Genomic DNA, 19,640 nt, shown 5'->3' with positions numbered 1-19,640 from the left:
TAATAGTAATTATAAACAAAAAAATGCGCCAGATTTTTATCTGGCGCTTAATGCGGATGACAGGACTTGAACCTGCACGTCGGGGACACTAGAACCTAAATCTAGCGCGTCTGCCAATTCCGCCACATCCGCATGAATCAAGGTCTTGATATAAAATCTACGACCTCGATGTCGGCTCATCGACCTAGATAATATATCATAAATCAGCCGATGATTGCAAGGAAAAATCCTCTTATTTTAATATCGCATTTGCGATATCGTGTCTCATATATTTGTTCTCAAAATCAATCCACTCAGTAGCCTCGTATGCCTTTGCACGAGCCTCTACAAGGTCTTTTCCAAGAGCTGTTATTCCAAGTACTCTGCCACCATTTGTGACGATCTCTCCCTTGTCATTCTTAGCTGTTCCAGCATGGAAGCAATAGTAATCCTTGTTATTGAACTTCTCAAAGCCAGTGATTGGGAATCCCTTCTTGTATGCAACTGGATAACCATCTGATGCAAGAACTACACATACGCAAGCTTCATCAGAGAACTGGAGGTCCACCTGATCAAGTGTGCCATCGATACAAGCATTAAATACATCGATGATATCGTTCTGAAGTCTTGGAAGAACTACCTGTGCCTCTGGATCACCAAAGCGAGCATTATACTCAAGCACCTTTGGGCCATCCTCTGTAAGCATAAGTCCGAAGAAGATAACTCCCTTGAATGGTCTGCCCTCTGCCTTCATAGCATCTACAGTAGCCTGGAAGATATTCTTCTGGCAGTATTCTTCAATTTCCTTTGTAAAGAATGGGGATGGTGAGAAGTTGCCCATGCCACCAGTGTTAAGACCTGTATCTCCATCACCTGCGCGCTTATGATCCTGCGCAGATGACATAATCTTTACTGTATTTCCGTCTACAAATGAGAGTACAGAAACCTCACGGCCTGTCATAAATTCCTCGATAACCATAGTGTTACCTGCATCGCCAAACTTCTTATCCTGCATAATTTCAGCAACACCTGCAACAGCATCCTCGTGAGTTTCGCAAATAAGAACGCCCTTGCCAAGCGCAAGACCGTCAGCCTTGAGAACGATTGGATACTTTGCTGTCTCAAGATATTTTAAAGCCGCCTCTGGATCTGTGAAATTCTCATAACCTGCTGTTGGTATATTGTACTTCTTCATTAGGTCCTTAGAGAATGCCTTTGAGCCCTCGATAATAGCTGCATTCTTTCTAGGACCGAAGCAACGAAGGCCTGCCTCCTCAAACTTATCTACAACACCACCTACAAGTGGGTCGTCCATACCGATTACAGTAAGGTCGATTTCCTTTTCCTTTGCAAAAGCTACAAGCTTATCAAACTCCATAGCCTTAATATCTACGCACTCTGCAAGCTCTGCAATACCTGCATTTCCTGGTGCGCAGTAAATCTTATCTACCTGTGGGCTACGTGATACTGCAAGAACAATGGCATGCTCTCTACCGCCACTACCAACGATTAAAACCTTCATACTTATTCTCCTTTTATTTGAACCTTCCCATCAACTACGCTCACACATCCTCTTGCGATTAGGTCGATAGCTCGAGGCATTATTACCCACTCAGCCTGTTCCATGACACGACGCTGAAGAACCTCTGGTGTGTCTCCTTCAAGGACCTCTACAGCCTTTTGTAAGATGATAGGACCTGTATCTGTGCCTTCATCCACAAAGTGACATGTGGCTCCAGTAACCTTTACACCACGAGCCAAAGCGCCTTCATGAACCTTCAGGCCATAATAGCCTGTGCCACAGAAGCTAGGTATAAGTGATGGATGTATGTTAATAATTTTATATTCGTATTTACGAATCATCTCTGGTGGAATAACAACAAGGAATCCTGCCAATACAACCAAATCAACATTGTAAGAATCAAGCTTCTCTAGGAATGCTTTGTTGAACTCCTGGCGGCTAGCAAAATCCTTAGGACAAACGCAAACGCCTTCAATTCCAGCCTTTGCAGCTCGCTCTAACGCATATGCGTTTTTGTTGTTTGAAATGACAACAGCGATTTCAGTATTGTGAATCTCACCTGATTCAATCTTATCTATAATAGCCTGAAGGTTTGTACCGCCTCCAGACACGCATACAGCTATTCTCATTAGACTAAATCTACTCCCTTTTCTCCGTCAACAATCTTACCTACTACGTAAGGTGTATCTCCTGCAGAACGCATAGCTTCCATTGTCTTATCAACGTCAGCTGGATCAACAGCAACAATCATACCAAGACCCATGTTGTATGTGTTGTACATCATCTGCTCAGATACGTTACCCTTTTTAGCCATAAGCTTGAAGATTGCAGGAACCTCATAAGAATCCTTCTCTACAACAGCACGCTTGCCCTCTGGAAGCATACGTGGAATATTCTCATAGAAACCGCCACCTGTAATATGTGAGCAAGCCTTTACACGAACACCTGCATCCTTTACTGCCTTAAGAGCCTTAACGTAAATACGTGTTGGTGCAATGAGCGCCTCACCAAGAGTTGTGCCGAGCTCATCATAATATGTATCAAGACTTTCCTTTGTCATATCGAAAATCTTACGAACAAGAGAGAAACCATTTGAATGAACACCAGTTGATGCCATACCGATAAGAACATCTCCATCCTTAAGGTCCTGACCTGTGATGATGTCCTTCTTATCTACGATACCAACTGCAAAACCTGCAAGATCATACTCTTCCTCAGGCATAAGACCTGGATGCTCTGCTGTCTCACCACCAACAAGGGCGCAGCCAGACTGCTTACATCCCTCAGCAACACCGCTTACAATTGTTGCAATCTTCTCTGGAATGTTCTTGCCGCAGGCAATGTAATCAAGGAAGAAAAGTGGCTCGCCACCTGCACATGCAACGTCGTTAACGCACATTGCAACTGCATCAATACCGATTGTATCATGCTTATCCATAAGGAACGCAAGCTTAACCTTTGTGCCACAACCATCTGTACCAGATAAAAGTACTGGCTCATCCATGTTTTTAATAGCGCTAAGATCAAATGCGCCTGAGAAGCCGCCAAGACCACCTAAAACCTCAGGTCTCATAGTGCCCTTAACAAATTTCTTCATGAGCTCCACTGACTCATATCCTGCCTCAATATCTACTCCTGAACTCTTGTAATCCATGTTTCTCTCCTTTTATATCCTTTATTCCGCATGTTACGCTCACAAGCCATAATATTTCTCCGCTCATCTAACACGATTCGCTAAAGAAATATTAGAGCTTGTTAGCTACATGCTCATTTAAATATTAAATAAAAAGAAACCCTTGTATTTCTGCAAGAGTTTCTTCTATTTACGTTATATAAACGCCTTATAACCTTCGCTCTGAAGACGCGAATCCTTAGACTCCACCTGTTCCTTCTGGTCCACGATGAAATCGTGGAGTTTGCCTGCAAGGGTAGCGTCAGTCATTGCAAGCATCTTAACTGCGAGAATGCCTGCGTTAGCGCCTCCATTGATTGCAACTGTAGCCACAGGTACACCTGTAGGCATCTGAACGATAGAGTAGAGAGAATCCACTCCACCAAGGTCGCTTGTCTTCATAGGGATTCCGATAACTGGTCCCTCAAAAACAGCGGCACACATACCTGGAAGATGTGCTGCCTTTCCTGCTCCTGCAATAATAATCTGGACACCACGGTCCTTTGCAGTCTTTGCATAATCAACAAAGATGTCTGGTTCGCGATGAGCTGAGATGATGCGGATCTCATAATCCACTCCGAACTTCTCAAGTACCTCCACAGCCTTAGCCATAACAGGCATGTCGCTGTCGCTACCCATAACTACACTAACTTTTGCCATAACACTATCCTCCATAAAAATTAATTAATCAAATACCTTATTGAGCTCTTCGGTGCCTGGAACTACGAAACGTCCCTCCACGATGATTGGTAACTCTTCACCTTCCGCTGTAATTACGGTGATGTCACCAAGCTCGTAATAAGGAATTGTTATATCTGTGTGGCAATTAAAGTATGCCTTAGAGAAATCTGTTTTACGAAGGAGTGATACTGAGTTATCACGTGCGATGCACTCCTTGCCGTCTGGATTGTACATAGGTACATCCTCTGAATGTGAATAGCATGTGTCACCCACTGCAAAGTGAGGACCAGTCTTTTCTGCAATGAGAATTGGAAGCTTGTCTGCGATGCCAAACTTCTGACCCATAACGAATGCTCTTGTGTTAGTACCAATAGCAAACTCGCCGATAGGAAGTGTCTCATGCTTGAAAAGTACGTTATCAAAAATATATTTTTTATTTTCTTCTTCTGAATCGAAGTTTCTGCAAGTGTAAGAAACAATCTTACCTTCCTCGAACTTCATTTCAAGATTGCGATAGCAAAGCTCATTTAAGTATACCTGTGTAACGTGAAGCACACCGTTTGTGCCCTCAAGCTCAGGTGATGTGAATACCTCACCAACAGGGATATTTACGTCTGCTACGCAGTTCTCGAAGTTAGTCTGCTTCTCAGGATTATCAAGGTGATGAAGCTTTACAGTGATATCTGTATGGTTGTCCCCACGACCTGTAACATGAACTCTGTCACCCTTATCAAGAACATCGATAATGTGCTGCTGAATGTTCTTGTAGAGCTCGTAATCCATTGTATTGATAGCAACTGTCTCGTTGAAAATCTCGTTGAAATCCTTGCCAATCTCTGGGATTGGGTAAGCGATGATTGTGAAGCTGCGCTCCTCGCCGTGGATGTACTGATTCATAATCTGACCCCACTGGCTTGCAAAGTAAACATTAAGCTCGTTCTGCTTGTCTGTGTATTTTGCATTTGCTGGGAAGTTGGCTGGCTCAAATGGAACCTCACCAAATGTCTCGATAACAGCTGGACCACCGTGAGCCCCTGCAAGTTCCTTACACTTCTCGAAAGTATTCTTCTCTACCTCGAGCATTCTGTCTGCAAGACCCTTGTCCCAAACGTATGCCTTGTCATCCTTGTGATCATACTCGCACTGCTTGTTTGGTACTGTTGAGTAAAGGAATCGGCCGCGTGTGCCACCAAAGCGAACTGTAGCTGCAAGACCTGCCTCGTTGAAAAGACGGATGGCCTCACGAGCCATAAGCTCAAATCCAACTGGAGACTCTACACATACTGTCTCCTTCTTTGTAATGTCCTTACCACATACCTCGAAGCCCTTGATGTAACCCTCTACGTATGTACGCGCCATAGCAACAACATCCTCGTGAGGAAGACTGCGTAAGTGAGCTGCAATCTTTCTCTCGTTGTCACCAACATACATACCATAACGGTACATATATCTGTCATCTGATAAATCCGCATTTACGATAATATCTGTATAGAAATCATAGTCAGGGTCAATCATTGTGATGAGTGGCTCTGCTGTGAAAATATTGCAGTAATCGTGCTGGAATGATGACCATGCGCTTAAAATATCTTCTCTGCGGAACTTGTCCTCAGATTCTACCTGGCATACACCGTACACCTGAAGGAAAAGCTCCATGTAGATTGTGAAAATATCTAATCTGCCAGCAAAGGCTGCACGAATCATATCTGTAAGTAAATAGAAAATGCCTGAAAGTGGGCCACCAATTTCCTGTCCAAGATGCTCTACCGCATATGTAGGGCAAAGGAAGCTGTTCTCATATGTGCCCTTCTTGTAGATGGCAAAAATAGCATCTGCATCCTTCTGGCACTCCTCGATGCTTCTCTCCTGAAGCTTTCCAGCGATAGCCTTATCCATAACAGGAACAACTGTCATGATATACTCAGCCACCTGATTGAAAAATCTCTGAAGCTCCTCTGGAAGCTCCTTATCTTCTTTTATTGTAGAGATGCGCTCTGAAGCAAGCTCGTAGCGCTCGATAATATCATCTGTCTCTTTGTAAAAAGTACTGCTCATTATTAATACTTCTCCTTAGTTAATCATTCCTAAAATAAATGTGACTACCCATACGCCCATACAAAGGGTACTGATGACAACGCAGATTACTCTGTATTTCAACTCAGTCTTAGTCTTCATCTGGCCGCAGTTATATAGAAGGGCTGCAAGGGCCAAGAAAAATCCAAGCATCCCGATACCACCAACGAACTTAGGTGTCTCGCCTGCCATGTAAACAGACACACCCATGATAGCCACATATATAATTAATGAAAAAAGCGAAACTCCTGCAGCGTACATAGCCTCCATTGGGAGAGCCTTAAGCTGATTGCCGTAGGAATTACGTCTGTGTGGACGAATTCTTCCCATTACTGAACTCCGTATTCCTTATAATATGCATCAATGCGTGACTTCATCTCGTCATCGATAACAACGCGTCCCTGGCACTGTCTGTTCCAAAGATGCTCAACAACCTCATCCATAGAAACGATGGCTGCTGTCTTGAAACCATATGTATCTGCGACCTCATCAAGGGCTGTCTTGCTTCTGTCTCCAGAAAGACCAAACTCCTGACGGTTAAGTGAAACCATAAGACCAACGATAGTAACATCACCCTGAGCACGTACGATAGGTACTGTCTCCTCCATGCTCTTTCCTGATGTGGTAACGTCCTCGATCATGACAACTCTGTCGCCATCCTTAATCTTATATCCAAGGATGCCGCCCTTATCAGCGCCGTGATCCTTTTCTTCTTTACGATTGCTGCAGTATTTAATCTCCTTACCATACAATCTGTGAAATGCCTCAGCTGTGATTACAGCGAGAGGAATGCCCTTGTAAGCTGGTCCGAAGAGGACATCAAAATCATCTCCGTATGCATCGTGAATTGCCTTTGCATAATACTCTCCAAGGCGCATGAGCTGGCTACCTGTTACATAGGCACCTGCATTCATAAAAAAAGGAGACTTTCGCCCTGACTTCAGTGTAAAATCACCAAACTTAAGGACGTCTGCCTCCACCATAAACTCTATAAATTCTGACTTGTAGCTTTCCATAAACGATTCTCCTTCGTTACAACCAGATTGATTTTCAAAACCTTCACGATTGTAACATAAGAAGTGACGCTTTTCAATGAGTTCATCATTTTTCCAAGTGAATATGAGTCATTACACTGTCCTGCGTCCAAAACTCTTGGTATTCCATTGATATCACCTAAGCTTAGTATATCACAGAAGTTTTTTTTTATTCATTAGATATCAATCAGTGCTATAGCAACATCATTTACGTTCGTTCCTGTTGCACCAGTTATTATCAGACCATCTACTGCTTTTAATGCATTGTATGCATCATTATCTTTTAAAACATCATGTATGTTGATTCCTTTAGCTTGTAATTCTTGATAAGTCTCATTATCAACATAGCCTCCAGCGGCATCTGTTGGGCCATCCGTTCCATCACTGCCAACTGATGCTACTGCAATGCCTCTATTTCCAGCTATTCCTATAGCAGCACTGAGTGCAAGTTCCTGATTTCTTCCACCTTTACCAGTACCAGTAAGATGAACTACTGTCTCTCCACCAGCAATAATGGCCAGCTTTTCATTGTCCTTTGCTTTTGTCTTTGCGATGCTAGCAAGAAAACTTCCTGCTTCTCTCGCCTCGCAGCAAAGCTCATCTGTCAGAATAATAGGCTTGTAACCTAACTTTCCACTGTTGCTAGCAGCAGCTCTACAAAGTTCTCGTACAGATCCAGTTATATGAGTTTCTACATTATTTAATTCTTTAGGAGTTTCTTTATCTAATAGTTCTTCAGCATCCTTAGAAAGCTTAATATTGTATTTACGAACTATTTCTTTTGCTTCATCACATGTAGAAAAATCAGGATATGCTGGACCACTAGCTATCATATCAAGTGGATCTCCAACTATATCACTAAGCACAATGCTAAATACTTTGGCTGGAGCGCAGGCTAAAGCAAATCTACCGCCTTTTACTTTACTAAGACGCTTTCGAATAGTGTTTATCTCTACTATATCTGCGCCACTAGCAAGTAACTGCTTTGTAATATCTTGTAGTTCTTCACCAGAAATTAATGGCAATTCAAACAGGGCACTTCCTCCACCGGAAAGCAAAAAGATAACTGTGTCATCTTCTGATAAGCCTTCTACTAATTCAATAGCTTTTTTTGTCGCATCAAAGCTATTTTGATCAGGTACTGGATGTCCTGCTTCAAAGCATTGTATCCCCTCAATATTGCTTTTAACATGATCATATTTTGTTATTACAATGCCGCCATCTAATCTTTTAAGAACTTTTTTTGCTGCTGCGGCCATTTGCCAAGCCGCCTTTCCAGCGGCTACTAGAATCACTTTACCTTTTCCATAAGCGAAATTGTTAAGAGCTCTAGTAACCGCCTCATCAGGCAGAACTTCTTTTATTGTGTTTTCAACAATATAATCAATATCATTCCTTAATTTCTGATTCATAAAACTTCCTCGATTACATTATTAATGTATGAATAGGCTAAGAATAGCTATTTCAATTATAGCTGCAATACCCATAACAAGTGATGCTACTGTCCAGGTCTTGTAACCTCTTTCTGGAGTCATCTCACCAAAGTTAGTAACAACCCAGTAATAAGAATCGTTTGCATGTGATACTGTCATAGCACCTGCTCCGATTGCCATACATACAAGTGTTATCTGTGCTGGTGTAGTAAATCCAAGCACTGGAAGAAGTGGAGCTACGATACCAGCTGTTGTTGTAAGTGCTACTGTAGAAGATCCCTGAGCACTCTTTAAAATAGCTGAAAGTAAGAATGGGAAGAAGATGCCCATTGCTGAAAGTACTGTAGCATGCTCTGAAATGTAGTTAACCATATCAGAAGAAGCAATAACTTTACCAAGTACACCACCTGCAGCTGTAATGAAAAGAATAGGACCAACTGTCTTTAGAGTATCGTTTACAATGTCATAGAACTCATCAATCTTTTTAGCTCCGCAAAGCTGAATAACAGCAAAGATTGTACCAACTGCAAGAGCGATAATAGGAGTTCCTAAGAACTTGCAGATGCTAGCACCAGCTCCTGTTACCTTAGCCATTGTAACAATTGAAGATAAAGCCATCAGAATGATTGGCACAATAATAGGTGCAAGAGCAGAGAATCCATTTGGAAGCTTACCATACTCAGCAACTAATTCTTCGTATGTTTTGCTAACAGCATTTGTATCGAATTCATCATCAGCCTTAACCTTCTTGCCAATGAATGTAGCATAGCAATATGCTGCAATAAGTGGGCAAATTGAACATACTAAACCAAGTCCAATTACAAGAAGTAAATTATCACCAATTCCAAGTGTATTTGCTGCAGCAATTGGACCTGGTGTAGGAGGTATAAATACGTGAGATGTAAATAGACCAGCTGCAAGACCAACTGTCATTGCAACAGAAGATGAAGCTGTTCTCTTTACTAATGCTTTACGGATAGGGTTTAAGATTACAAAACCTGAATCACAGAATACTGGGATGGAAACAACCCAACCCATAAGCTCCATAGCAAGTACAGGATGATTCTTGCCTACAATCTTAATTACTATATCAGCAAGTTTTAAAGCTGCACCTGTTTTCTCCAAGATGCTACCAATTAAAGCACCAAGGATAATTACAATACCAATAGATGTGAATGTGCCAGAGAAGCCCTGACCAATTACAGTAGCTATACCAGCCTTTGTTGTTCCGTCCTCTAAAGTGACATCAACAATAGGAATGCCCGCTAACAGACCTAATACCAAAGAGATGCACATAATTGAAATAAATGGGTGAATCTTGAACCTTGAAATCATGACAATCATTAAAACAATTGCCAAAATAAAGATGATAATTAACGGAAATCCAGTCATGGAACCGCCCTCCCTTCTTAAAGCGTTTATAAGATACTTTTATGATACGGGAGGGCAATATAGAATTTAATGTACTATCGTTACAAAAAGAGTATTAATTTTTTGTGTTGAGAACACAACACATTATATATTGTATTTGTTCCTCTTCCTATACAAATAGGTGTAGAAACTCTCTAAAAAGCTTCTATCAGAAGCTTTTGCCACTGGGTCGATATCCATTAATTCCTTATACTTATTGTATCGATAAACCAATGTGTTTTTATGTATGAATAATTCCTGGGCTGCTTTATTAAAGTTAAAGTTGTTTCTAATTAAAGCTCCAACTGTCTCTATGAAATCATCAATCTTTCCCTCTGGAAATTTACTTTCAAAGATATAAAACATGTTAGCCATATCTCTCATTGGAGTAATGAAATGCAAATACTCTCCTACATGATCATAGAAGAAAACAGAACTTCCATCTGTTTTTATATATTCCTGTAACCATCTGCAATGTCTGTATGCATAGTAATATCGTGCATAAGAATCTTGAAAACTGCCAATATAGAACTTTGCCTGAGTATCGTTTTCTTTCATCCATCTAAGAACTGGACTTAAATACTCTCCAACTATGTATTTGTAATCAGAGAACAGTTCGCTAACTGTGTCAGGCATGGTCTTAAATATGATGACTCTCTTTTCATCAAGTGCCAAAGAAACATCTTTTAAAGTATGATAAGGACTCTTTTTAAGATGCACTAAAAAGTCAGATGCATTAACCCCATCCATAATAGCTAAGATAGGAATTCTAATTCTTTCTTCAGGATATCCAAGTTCCTCAGCCAACTCTCGGATTTCTTCCGAGTCCGCATACTCAACCTCAGTTAACATATGGATAAAACGCTCTTTTCGATTTTCACGTAGTCTGGCCTTTTCTTGTTGTTTTTCATATCGAAGCATAGACTGAATTGCCATCTTTACAATCATTGCAACAGGTCTGATTTCCTCTGGCTCTCCAGTAACACCAACTACTCCCTCGCGCCTTCCATCCATCTCTATTACCATGTTTATGCCTGGAAGAACATTGGGAAATTGTTCGATGGTTGTAGTATCAACTATGTCCTCTTCCCCATGGACAATTCTGTAAGCAATCTCGTGATACTGCCCCACACGCTCACTGTTTCTGCTTGCTATTATCACACCATCTTCATCCATAATGTTTACATTATATGAAGTGTATTCTGTTACTTGTTCAATAAACTTTTCCGCTAAAAGCTTACTAATCATGCCCCTTCTCCCTTTCCTTCATCCTATTAATTATTGTAAATCTTCACTTCTATAAAAGCCACTACCTTGATGAAGACAAGAGGGGAAATGGATACAGGGCATACCCTCAAAGAACTTTAACCAAAGCTTTAAATATCTGCTATCATTATTACAACAAGCACAAGGCTGGTACTCTAAATCAATGAGCTTAGAATAGGACACCTCGGAGGCCTTGATTTTACTGGGATTATTGCAAGAAAGCGCATGAAAGTGTCAATCTTGTCAATCTATCAAATATAATTCATATGGAGTTTTGAAATGGTTAAAGAGAATTTTCAAATACAAACAACGAACTGCATAGCATTTATGGATGAAGCCCCAGAGGTTGTACTTGTTCAGCCAGTAGACTCCCATGATTACGAGATGCTAGACTCTGAAACAAAATATATCACAGAGCATACAGATAAACCTTTTATTCTTGTTGCCTTTAGCGTCAATGACTGGAATAAAGACTTATCTCCTTGGCCTGCACCACCCGTGTTTGGAAAAGAAGGTTTTGGTGACGGGGCTAAAGGAACACTTGCCTTTGTGATAAATGAGCTCATTCCTGCAGTAAAGACAAAATATGGTATGCCACAAAATACCCCTCTCATTTTAGGGGGCTATTCTCTTGCAGGATTATTTGCTCTTTGGAGTGCCTACCAAACAAATGCTTTCACAGCAATAGCTGCAGCTTCTCCTTCAGTATGGTTCCCTAATTTTCTTGAGTATGCTAAGAGCGAAGATATTTGCGTCAAACATATCTATCTAAGTTTAGGTGATAAGGAAGAGAAAGCTAGAAACCCTATTATGTCTACTGTAGGTAAATGTATTAGAGAGCTCAGTGATTACTATCAATCAAAAGAATTAGATTCTACCCTAGAGTGGAATGAAGGCAATCACTTTAAAGAGGCTGATATCCGTACAGCAAAAGGCTTCACCTGGGTGTCAAATGAGGTAAATCAATGAAAAAACTAATTCTATTTGGAGATTCAAATACATACGGATATGATCCAAGAGGCTTCTTGGGTGGTAGATATCCAGCAGAAATACGTTGGACTACACATGTAAAGGAAGCCCTAAAAGATAACTATGATGTCATCGAGGAAGGAATGAATGGACGAATGTTGCCAGAGTTAGGCTACGGCTATTTCACAACAACCATTCAAAGTCTAACCAAAGATGATGTCTTTGTAATGATGCTTGGTACCAATGATATTCTACTTACAAATCATCCAGATGTAGAAGCCACACTACAGAGATTGGATGACATTCTTGATTATGTTAATCAAAACTGCCTTGCTAATTTTATCCTTATAGCACCACCATATATCAGTGCGTCAGATTCTGAAATGGAACTATATCATGACTGTAGCAAAAAAATGAATGAAGGCTATATGAAACTAGCAAAGGAACATAACATAAATGCTATCGATGCTGGAAAATGGAATATAGAGATGGGTTACGACGGCGTTCATTTTTCAATTGATGGGCATAAAAAGTTTGCCGAATCTCTATTGGAAGTTTTATCTACAACAATTTAAATAATAGATTCAACAAATCTTTCTGGCTGAAATGGAGCCAAACTTGCATGACCTGCATTATCAAACTTCTTAAATACGGTATTTGGAAATACCTTTTTGATATAATCTATATCCCACTTTCTTTGCTTCTCTTCACCATCACCATACCAGTACTCTATTTTCGGACAATCTGTAGTTACTATCTTTGGCATAGAATAATTATCTGTAGAATCAAAGGTTCTCCAGATAGTCTTGTAGCTTATCATTTCTAAAACCTTTGCTTCGTACTGTATATCTTCCTCAGAAAGATTATCAGTTGCAAATGCTTTTTCCAAAAGCTTCACTCCACCTATTTTTCCTATGGATATCATCAAAAAGTCTCTGAGAAGAATAAATCTAGTCACTATCCATGGCAACTGGTACGGCGTAATTCCTCCATCAATCACAGCTCGATTAAAATTAATCACTCCATTTGATAATAGTTTTGTAATAAAGGCTCCTCCCATAGAGCAACCATAAATACAATCAACCTGCGTTATCCCCTTCGCAGTGAGCCATATTTCTAACTCTTCTGCTATATCTTCTACACTTGTAAAATCACTTTTTACATCCGGATCATAACCTGGAATTGCAGGAATAATCAGATGATACTTTTTTTCAAGCGCTGGTATAACATACTCAAAGAAATCCCACATCACAACTGCAGGATGAAGCAACACCATTATCTTGTCATTTTCTTTACCAAATTCATGTATTGTCATAGCTTTCCTACCTAAATAGTAAACATATCCATGCTAAAAAAGCAGAAACTGTAATAATGCATATTACATGAAGTAAATGCACATTATACTATTTATCTATCTCTTAACTAATAATATCACATTGTGTTAGTCTATGCTAACGTTAGTTGCAATCAACAAATTGGAATACTTTGATCAAAAATGAAGGCTTCTTATTTAGTCAACAAGAGGTCTTCTTTTTAATTATCCTACAAGTTTTAGGATAATGTTTAACACTTTTATCATAATCTGCTGATAAAATTACTTTAAATGATGATGTAAGGAGGTTTTGTACATGAGTAGTAAGAAATCAGCATTCGAAGTATATCTTTCAGCGGTATTTAAATGGGGCATTATAGCGTTGACAGGAGCATGTATGTTTGCAACATGTATGTTCATTACTGAGAAATTGTTAGGCTTTTACAAAGATATGCAATGGATTGCTGTAATCTGTTTCGCCCTTATGGATGTTTGTTTTTTAATTTGTGGAATGCTTATACTAAAAACATCATTTAATGAAGAGGGCTATCTAATAGATGGAAAATTACAGCTAGGCAAAATTTTTTGTTCCGGCGTACTTATTATTCAATGGACTTATATTGTTTATATGTGTCCAACTAGAAATTTCTGGGGATTCTTAGCATTCTTTCTTACACTAATCGGATTTTTCCTTGATATAAAACAGGTATTGTTAACCGGTGGAATTTGTATTATTTCCCTTATTAGTGGATGGATAGTTCGAGGCTCACAACTTCTTCCTGCAAAAGACGAATTATATGTGACTGATATAATAATGTGTATTGTTGGATTAACTATATCTTTGGCCGGCATAACATTGTTTGTTTTCTTTGTTTCTTATTTCCTTGTAAATGCTAAAAAAGATGAACTTGAAGAAAACAACAAGAAGGTTGTTGGTGTAATGAATGCTGTAAAGTCTATTTCTGAAAAGATGGTTTCAGCAGGTACTACACTACTTGATATCGCCTCAAATGAAAGTGCTTCAGCTGAAGAATTATCAGCCACAAGTGATGATTTAGTAGAGAATAGTAATATGCTTGGTACCAAAGCTGATGACAGTATGGCAAATCTTTCAGAACTAAGTGATGTAGAAAGTATTGTAATCGAAAATGTTGAGAAGGTTGAAAATACCTCAGATAATTTACTTGTTAAATCAAACGAAAATGAAAAAGCTCTTAATGATTTACAAGGAATTAACTCTGATGTTTCAGATTCAATGGCCACCACAACAGATATTGCAGAACGTCTGTCAAATGCAGTTGAAGAAATCGGAACTACATTGGAACTTATTCAGGGAATATCTTCTTCAATCAGTTTACTTGCTTTGAATGCGTCAATCGAGGCAGCACGTGCAGGTGAAGCTGGAAAGGGTTTTGCAGTTGTGGCAACAGAAGTTGGTAAACTTGCAGAAAGTACATCAAATTCATTAAATGATGTTGGCGAAGTAATTGATAGAGTTCAAATGAATGTAAGGGAAATTACAAGCCAGGTTGAGAAAAACGCCTCAAAGCTTGAAGAACAAAATGAACAATTCAAGAAGGTCTTTGGCGATGTAGCAGACATGAGTGTAATGCTTAATGATTCTGTTGCTGCGGTTTCAGAAATGAACAAAGCCATCAAGCGTCAATCTGATATCATAAAACAAACTGTAGATATCAATCAGGATATTGCCGAAAGTATTAGAGATGAAAATCAACAATTCGTTTCTATAAGAGCTATGGCTGAAAGCAATGCTAAAAATACAGAAGAAGTTGCTAATCAAGCCAAAACTATTAACGATATGGTGGATGAAATTTCTAAATTATTAAATAGCTAAATCTTGTGAGCTTTATCCTTTAGCAGCATATAAAAAGTCCTAAAATACAGATTTTAATAAGCCTCGAAGCCTTTGTTGACTTCGAGGCTTTAATTAAGTTATTCATCAATAAATTTTATGATTTCGTGAAGGTTATCACTAATATATTTTTGACCAGTTGGTTCCAACAAAATACCGAAAAATTCTTTTCCAGATACTGTTTTACCAATCCCTCTTTTTATTCCATGTAAATCGCCTTGTGCTGTTGGTACATAAATATTTTTTCCATTTTCTTCATATACATTTATGTCTCCAACTGAATAGAACCATTGAATTACATCTATATATTGAAGTCTTTTTTCTGATATCCCTTGATTAAACAAATCCATCAGAGTTTTTGAAATAGAAAATGCATCTTCGGAAATTTTAGAATTATAAAATGGGATAGCTTCTACATTTACACTAGTTGAACTCAAAATATTAGCGCTTATCTTTCCGGCTGGAACTATCAGCGTATCAGCTTTTCCATTCAAATATCTTATATTATCTTTTGATTTCAGTCTTCTTAATCCTCGTGCTATTAGTTGCCGTACTCGCTCTCCTGTCAAAGTATACTCATATCCTATTTCGGCTAAAGTCATACCGTCTCTATAGTATTTCAAAATACATTCATAATCTCTTCCATATCTTCCATCTTTCTTTATTTCAATAATGGCCATAATTCTTTGCTCAATATCTTCAGGATACATCTCTTGATCTGGTAGTATCTTTTCCAATAAATTATATGGATATTGCTTTTTTCTATTGTTCTCTATTTCCTCTGACAAATGTTTTTTTTCATCGCTTTCCATCACAGTATTTTTATCTGTAATTTCATCATTATTTTCAAGACCAGTTTCAGTTACTATTGATTCAATTAGTGCTTCATAGTCGGATACATCTACCCTGTATTTATCAAATGGATTCTCGCCGTTAAAGACCTCAACTAACTCTCCCTTACTTACGCATAAAAAACTCACACCAGCTGCTTTTAAAACATTAGATATTTTGTCATAATCTGGACCTCCAGTTGTAGGACGTCCAAGTCGATCTATTATCAGCCTATACTCTAATAATTGATTTAAAACGAACGCTGACCTATTATGAGCACAATACATATATCTCTCAAGCTGTATAATAACATGATTAGGATAAGCTTCTTCCATTTCAGTATACATACTTTTTCCTGGTGACAGGTTAACTTTTTTCAGCAATTCCCTTAACGAATCCTGAAAATCTTTATCCTTCTTTAGTATTTCAATATCTACTCGTTCTCCCGTTGTAGGGTCTACCCCTAAAGTTATTGCCTTTATCAATTCTGTTATATTCTTAACGGACTCCATATTCCTTACTCCTCAAACAAATCATCTATTCCATTCATCATATCTTTTGGATCTAAACCATCAATATCAGCTATATTTATATCCTGATCTTTTAAATCGCCTCTAGTATTACATCTATTTTTCCAATAACCTTCGACATCTAAATCAGAGAATATCCTGAATGGACGTCTTGCAGTCTTCTGCTTATCAATCTCTTCCTGAGATAAACAAGAATCAGCTTCACATGCCCTTTCAAATTCTTCATATCGATTTTGTTCTTCCTCATATGCTTCATCATACGCATATATTTCATTATCATCATATACATCACGCTCTAGCTCGTTGACTACCCAGCCGTCATCATCAAACTCTTCCTCGTCATATGATGTACATTCTTCAACTCTATCTTCGAATTCATACTCTATATATTCTGAACCAACCAAATCTTGGCGTTCTTTGACCTTTTTTTCAGCCCCAAAACGTTCTTTATATTTTTCTAACTTTCTTTCATTGACGATTCCAGGTTTGATTGTCCTAAAAGCCTTCTCCGCAGAACCAATATTTGATACATAAAATCCATATAATTGTGCATCGTACTTTGTGTATGTTTCATCCCGCATTTTTTTATAATATTTAATCTTTTTCTCCAGTGTTTCTAGTTTATCGACAATATACACTTCGTATTCAGAACAAATATTTAGATAATCTTCATCGTATTCTTCTATAGGTCTTTTTATAAATCCCAGGTATTGCAGTAACAATATTCTAAATATCTGATCAAAATTTAATTCCTTTTTAAAATATAAATATTGGACTTTATTATTTTCCAAATCTGTTTTTAATCTATAATCTCTTTCCAAATCAGTTTTGTCATATACATAATCAGCCACAAATTGAAAACATTCTTTCAATGAAGATTTACCATCAAGCCATAAATTTTGTGCCAAGTGAGCTTCTTCATCATTGAAGCTATATAACTCCTTTAAATCACGTACGTAATTTTGAATATCTTTTGAATTATCAATAGCAGTAACTATTATTTCTCTATTTTCCATTTTCATTTCTACTCCATTTTCAGTAAGGCTATCCCATGATGGTCTAGCTTTATACTTCAATCCATCATTTATCTCAAACGCTTCTTTCGGTGATATACCAAATATTTTTTTAAACTTAGTAGAAAAAGCCTGAGCTGTACCTGTCCCTGATATGTCTATAGCTTCCTGATAAGTCTTATGAATATCCCCGTTAGATAATAGTTTTTTATAACTAATCATCATACGTCGTTCTGATATATATTGAATTACAGTTTTGTCCATTAAAAATTTAAAAATGTTATTTCGACTTCTTTCATCTAGGACTTCATTAACTACCTCAAAAGCTATCTTACTAATTTCTTTGTCCTGTAAATATTTTTCTTCGCGTATTAAATTTTCTATTTTTTGAATAATGGTTTCAAATTTTTGTTTTGCTTCCATACAGCATTCCCTCCCAATCAGTACTTTCATTGTACTGGTCAAAATAATATTTTTTATTGTATTTCTTCAGGTTACGAATTCTATTTTTACCATCAAAATGTCTTTTGCCAAACCAAGTAGGAGCCTTATACATTGTGATACACAGACCTTCACAGCTAAAAATAAAGCAATATCCTGCATAATATTTTATTATTGTTCCATCATAGGCTTTTCTTTCTAAGTATTCCTTTTCTACAGTACTAAACTGATTCGCATCGATTCCTCTGTTATAAGCATTTTCCATCATACGAATAGAGGCTTTTCTATTCAATCCAGTTCTTTCTGCTGTTCTTTCAATACTATGTAATGTAACCATTATGCTACCTCCTTTATTTTCTCATAATGCCCACCATTTGTAATTACTCTGAAATAATAATTTGCTGAATACTTATTAGAAAAAACTCTGGCTATATCACCTGAGCAATCTATCAATCTTACATAATATTCATTTTTATATTTAAAACATTGTAAAAGCGCCTTTGTATATCCGACTCTTCCGCCCCTCCAACACGATACTTGTTCTGCATCTCCGCAGAATAGCATCTCTTTAAAATCTTCTATACTTATTAATCTTATTTTCTCCATTGATATTTTCTCCTTTCAGTTAATACTTAGATACTACCCCCAACCAAGCTTTATTACTTCCAAATGCCTGTACAAAAATTTAGAACATAAAAAAAAGAAATAGGCTTTTGCCTATTTCTCCTAATCCAGCGTAGTTTTCTTTTAAATATGAACGATACTCTCTAAAAAAGGCATTAGCAGTATCATTGATTGTCACATTAGAAGGATTTTTGGCTTTATACAGAGCTTGCTCGAATGCCTGTATAAAAAATCATATTGCCCAGAATTGTTATTCTTTAGATATTCAACAATAGTTTCATATAGAACAACTTTCCCATACTTTTTTGCAGCTACATTTCCGTTATAATATTTTTCTGGACATATAATAATTGTTAAAAACTCATCATAATCGACATTATTAATACCAAGTTTTCCTCTCTCAACGTACCGTTCTGGTTGTTTGGGCATAGCTATAGCATCTATCTTATCTTCTATATAACAAGCCTATCTTATGAGAAGAGTTTTCTAGTATGACAGTAATGTCACTTTCTCCTAATTTAGAATCGGTTTTAGATAATTCAACAGAAATAACATTTGCATCCTCAGCTATAAATAGATTTTTAAAATCTCTATCCATATGGAATAGCTGAGCGATAAAAAGGTCTATATCATGCTCATAAATGTTATTTACAACAATCATTACAGTCTACTCATCTACCGTTTGTTCTTCATCTAAATAAAAGATACTTCTAGGATCACTTGTTGAGTCAGCAGCTCCAGTTGCCTCGGCATTATCAAGTATATCTTCTAAATCATCAATTTCTTCATTCGAATCATTAGGCGTTTCAAAATATACATAGATAACACTTTCGCTATCAGAAGAAAGGATAATGGCAAACATTACTGTAACAGGTTCTTCGTTTATTTCTCCAGTATATACATAAAGCAATGTTTTATTCCCTGCAACATATGTACTCTGGGAAAGTTCCCTATATGGATTAGATAAGACCTCTCCTATT

Annotated in this window: 21 protein-coding genes, 1 tRNA gene and 1 pseudogene; 3 read left to right on the top strand and 20 right to left on the bottom strand. The window is 37.9% G+C overall.

All coding sequences use genetic code 11. The features are described from left to right. Window positions 1-51: 51 nt before the first annotated feature. The 12 genes and pseudogenes from G592_RS0112210 to G592_RS0112160 form a co-directional block, all read right to left on the bottom strand. A tRNA-Leu gene (locus G592_RS0112210) sits at window positions 52-132 on the bottom strand. Between the two features lie 100 nt (window positions 133-232). Next, a complete protein-coding gene (purD, locus tag G592_RS0112205; protein WP_028248062.1) occupies window positions 233-1,501 on the bottom strand; it encodes a phosphoribosylamine--glycine ligase in 1,269 nt (422 codons plus the stop codon). Between the two features lie 2 nt (window positions 1,502-1,503). Beyond that, window positions 1,504-2,130 (bottom strand): phosphoribosylglycinamide formyltransferase, encoded by a 627-nt coding sequence (gene purN, locus G592_RS0112200; RefSeq protein WP_028248061.1) that lies wholly within the window; start codon window positions 2,128-2,130, stop codon window positions 1,504-1,506. Further along, window positions 2,130-3,155 (bottom strand): phosphoribosylformylglycinamidine cyclo-ligase, encoded by a 1,026-nt coding sequence (gene purM, locus G592_RS0112195; protein WP_028248060.1) that lies wholly within the window; start codon window positions 3,153-3,155, stop codon window positions 2,130-2,132. Before purM ends, purN begins: the two co-directional genes overlap by 1 nt. Window positions 3,156-3,329: 174 nt before the next feature. Then, on the bottom strand, window positions 3,330-3,833 hold the full coding sequence (gene purE, locus G592_RS0112190; protein WP_028248059.1) for a 5-(carboxyamino)imidazole ribonucleotide mutase: 504 nt from the start codon (window positions 3,831-3,833) through the stop codon (window positions 3,330-3,332). A gap of 24 nt (window positions 3,834-3,857) precedes the next feature. Further along, window positions 3,858-5,906 carry an aminopeptidase gene (locus G592_RS0112185; protein ID WP_028248058.1) on the bottom strand — a complete coding sequence of 683 codons (2,049 nt, stop codon included), beginning with the start codon at window positions 5,904-5,906 and terminating at the stop codon, window positions 3,858-3,860. Between the two features lie 15 nt (window positions 5,907-5,921). Then, complete coding sequence (locus tag G592_RS0112180) at window positions 5,922-6,254, bottom strand: hypothetical protein (RefSeq protein WP_028248057.1); 333 nt, start codon at window positions 6,252-6,254, stop codon at window positions 5,922-5,924. Then, the gene (gene pyrE / locus G592_RS0112175; protein ID WP_028248056.1) at window positions 6,254-6,940 is read right to left on the bottom strand and encodes an orotate phosphoribosyltransferase; all 687 of its coding nucleotides are present in this window, start codon (window positions 6,938-6,940) and stop codon (window positions 6,254-6,256) included. Before pyrE ends, G592_RS0112180 begins: the two co-directional genes overlap by 1 nt. Before the next feature lie 65 nt (window positions 6,941-7,005). Continuing rightward, window positions 7,006-7,107: pseudogene (locus G592_RS18170) on the bottom strand (hydroxylamine reductase); the annotation flags it as partial. Between the two features lie 27 nt (window positions 7,108-7,134). Then, window positions 7,135-8,370, bottom strand: a complete 1,236-nt coding sequence (locus G592_RS0112170) for a glycerate kinase type-2 family protein (RefSeq protein ID WP_028248055.1) — start codon at window positions 8,368-8,370, stop codon at window positions 7,135-7,137. 21 nt (window positions 8,371-8,391) lie between these two features. Further along, window positions 8,392-9,783, bottom strand: coding sequence for a GntP family permease (locus G592_RS0112165; RefSeq protein ID WP_028248054.1), 1,392 nt, complete (start codon window positions 9,781-9,783; stop codon window positions 8,392-8,394). 123 nt (window positions 9,784-9,906) lie between these two features. Further along, a complete protein-coding gene (locus G592_RS0112160; RefSeq protein WP_028248053.1) occupies window positions 9,907-11,049 on the bottom strand; it encodes a CdaR family transcriptional regulator in 1,143 nt (380 codons plus the stop codon). A 297-nt stretch (window positions 11,050-11,346) separates the two neighbouring features. Between G592_RS0112160 and G592_RS0112155 the strand changes: the two genes are divergently transcribed. Together G592_RS0112155 and G592_RS0112150 are read left to right on the top strand one after the other, a co-directional pair. Continuing rightward, complete coding sequence (locus G592_RS0112155; protein ID WP_036952864.1) at window positions 11,347-12,036, top strand: alpha/beta hydrolase; 690 nt, start codon at window positions 11,347-11,349, stop codon at window positions 12,034-12,036. After that, the gene (locus G592_RS0112150; protein WP_028248051.1) at window positions 12,033-12,611 is read left to right on the top strand and encodes a GDSL-type esterase/lipase family protein; all 579 of its coding nucleotides are present in this window, start codon (window positions 12,033-12,035) and stop codon (window positions 12,609-12,611) included. Before G592_RS0112155 ends, G592_RS0112150 begins: the two co-directional genes overlap by 4 nt. Here the strand turns inward: G592_RS0112150 and G592_RS0112145 are convergent. Then, window positions 12,608-13,351: an alpha/beta fold hydrolase gene (locus tag G592_RS0112145; RefSeq protein ID WP_028248050.1), complete on the bottom strand. Its 744-nt coding sequence runs from the start codon at window positions 13,349-13,351 to the stop codon at window positions 12,608-12,610. The genes G592_RS0112150 and G592_RS0112145 overlap by 4 nt on opposite strands. Before the next feature lie 313 nt (window positions 13,352-13,664). On the opposite strand from G592_RS0112145, the gene G592_RS0112140 reads away from it, so the two are divergent. Beyond that, the gene (locus tag G592_RS0112140; protein WP_028248049.1) at window positions 13,665-15,203 is read left to right on the top strand and encodes a methyl-accepting chemotaxis protein; all 1,539 of its coding nucleotides are present in this window, start codon (window positions 13,665-13,667) and stop codon (window positions 15,201-15,203) included. 98 nt (window positions 15,204-15,301) lie between these two features. Here the strand turns inward: G592_RS0112140 and G592_RS0112135 are convergent, their stop codons facing one another. The 7 genes from G592_RS0112135 to G592_RS0112105 form a co-directional block, all read right to left on the bottom strand. Beyond that, window positions 15,302-16,564, bottom strand: a complete 1,263-nt coding sequence (locus tag G592_RS0112135; RefSeq protein ID WP_028248048.1) for a sigma factor-like helix-turn-helix DNA-binding protein — start codon at window positions 16,562-16,564, stop codon at window positions 15,302-15,304. A gap of 5 nt (window positions 16,565-16,569) precedes the next feature. Further along, complete coding sequence (locus G592_RS0112130) at window positions 16,570-18,018, bottom strand: helix-turn-helix domain-containing protein (RefSeq protein ID WP_028248047.1); 1,449 nt, start codon at window positions 18,016-18,018, stop codon at window positions 16,570-16,572. Beyond that, the gene (locus G592_RS0112125; protein ID WP_028248046.1) at window positions 17,996-18,373 is read right to left on the bottom strand and encodes a hypothetical protein; all 378 of its coding nucleotides are present in this window, start codon (window positions 18,371-18,373) and stop codon (window positions 17,996-17,998) included. The genes G592_RS0112130 and G592_RS0112125 overlap by 23 nt, the downstream gene beginning before the upstream one ends. Beyond that, on the bottom strand, window positions 18,373-18,642 hold the full coding sequence (locus G592_RS0112120) for a hypothetical protein (protein WP_028248045.1): 270 nt from the start codon (window positions 18,640-18,642) through the stop codon (window positions 18,373-18,375). The genes G592_RS0112125 and G592_RS0112120 overlap by 1 nt, the downstream gene beginning before the upstream one ends. A 192-nt stretch (window positions 18,643-18,834) precedes the next feature. Then, a complete protein-coding gene (locus G592_RS0112115; protein ID WP_028248044.1) occupies window positions 18,835-19,089 on the bottom strand; it encodes a hypothetical protein in 255 nt (84 codons plus the stop codon). Between the two features lie 16 nt (window positions 19,090-19,105). Continuing rightward, window positions 19,106-19,321 carry a hypothetical protein gene (locus G592_RS0112110; RefSeq protein WP_028248043.1) on the bottom strand — a complete coding sequence of 72 codons (216 nt, stop codon included), beginning with the start codon at window positions 19,319-19,321 and terminating at the stop codon, window positions 19,106-19,108. A 6-nt stretch (window positions 19,322-19,327) separates the two neighbouring features. Further along, a complete protein-coding gene (locus G592_RS0112105) occupies window positions 19,328-19,570 on the bottom strand; it encodes a hypothetical protein (RefSeq protein WP_028248042.1) in 243 nt (80 codons plus the stop codon). Window positions 19,571-19,640: the final 70 nt, after the last annotated feature.

The sequence above is a fragment of the Pseudobutyrivibrio ruminis CF1b genome (assembly GCF_000424005.1).
Lineage (GTDB): Bacteria > Bacillota > Clostridia > Lachnospirales > Lachnospiraceae > Pseudobutyrivibrio > Pseudobutyrivibrio ruminis_C.
Note: the sequence above shows the minus strand (reverse complement) of the source record. Positions and strands in the feature narration are given on the sequence as shown.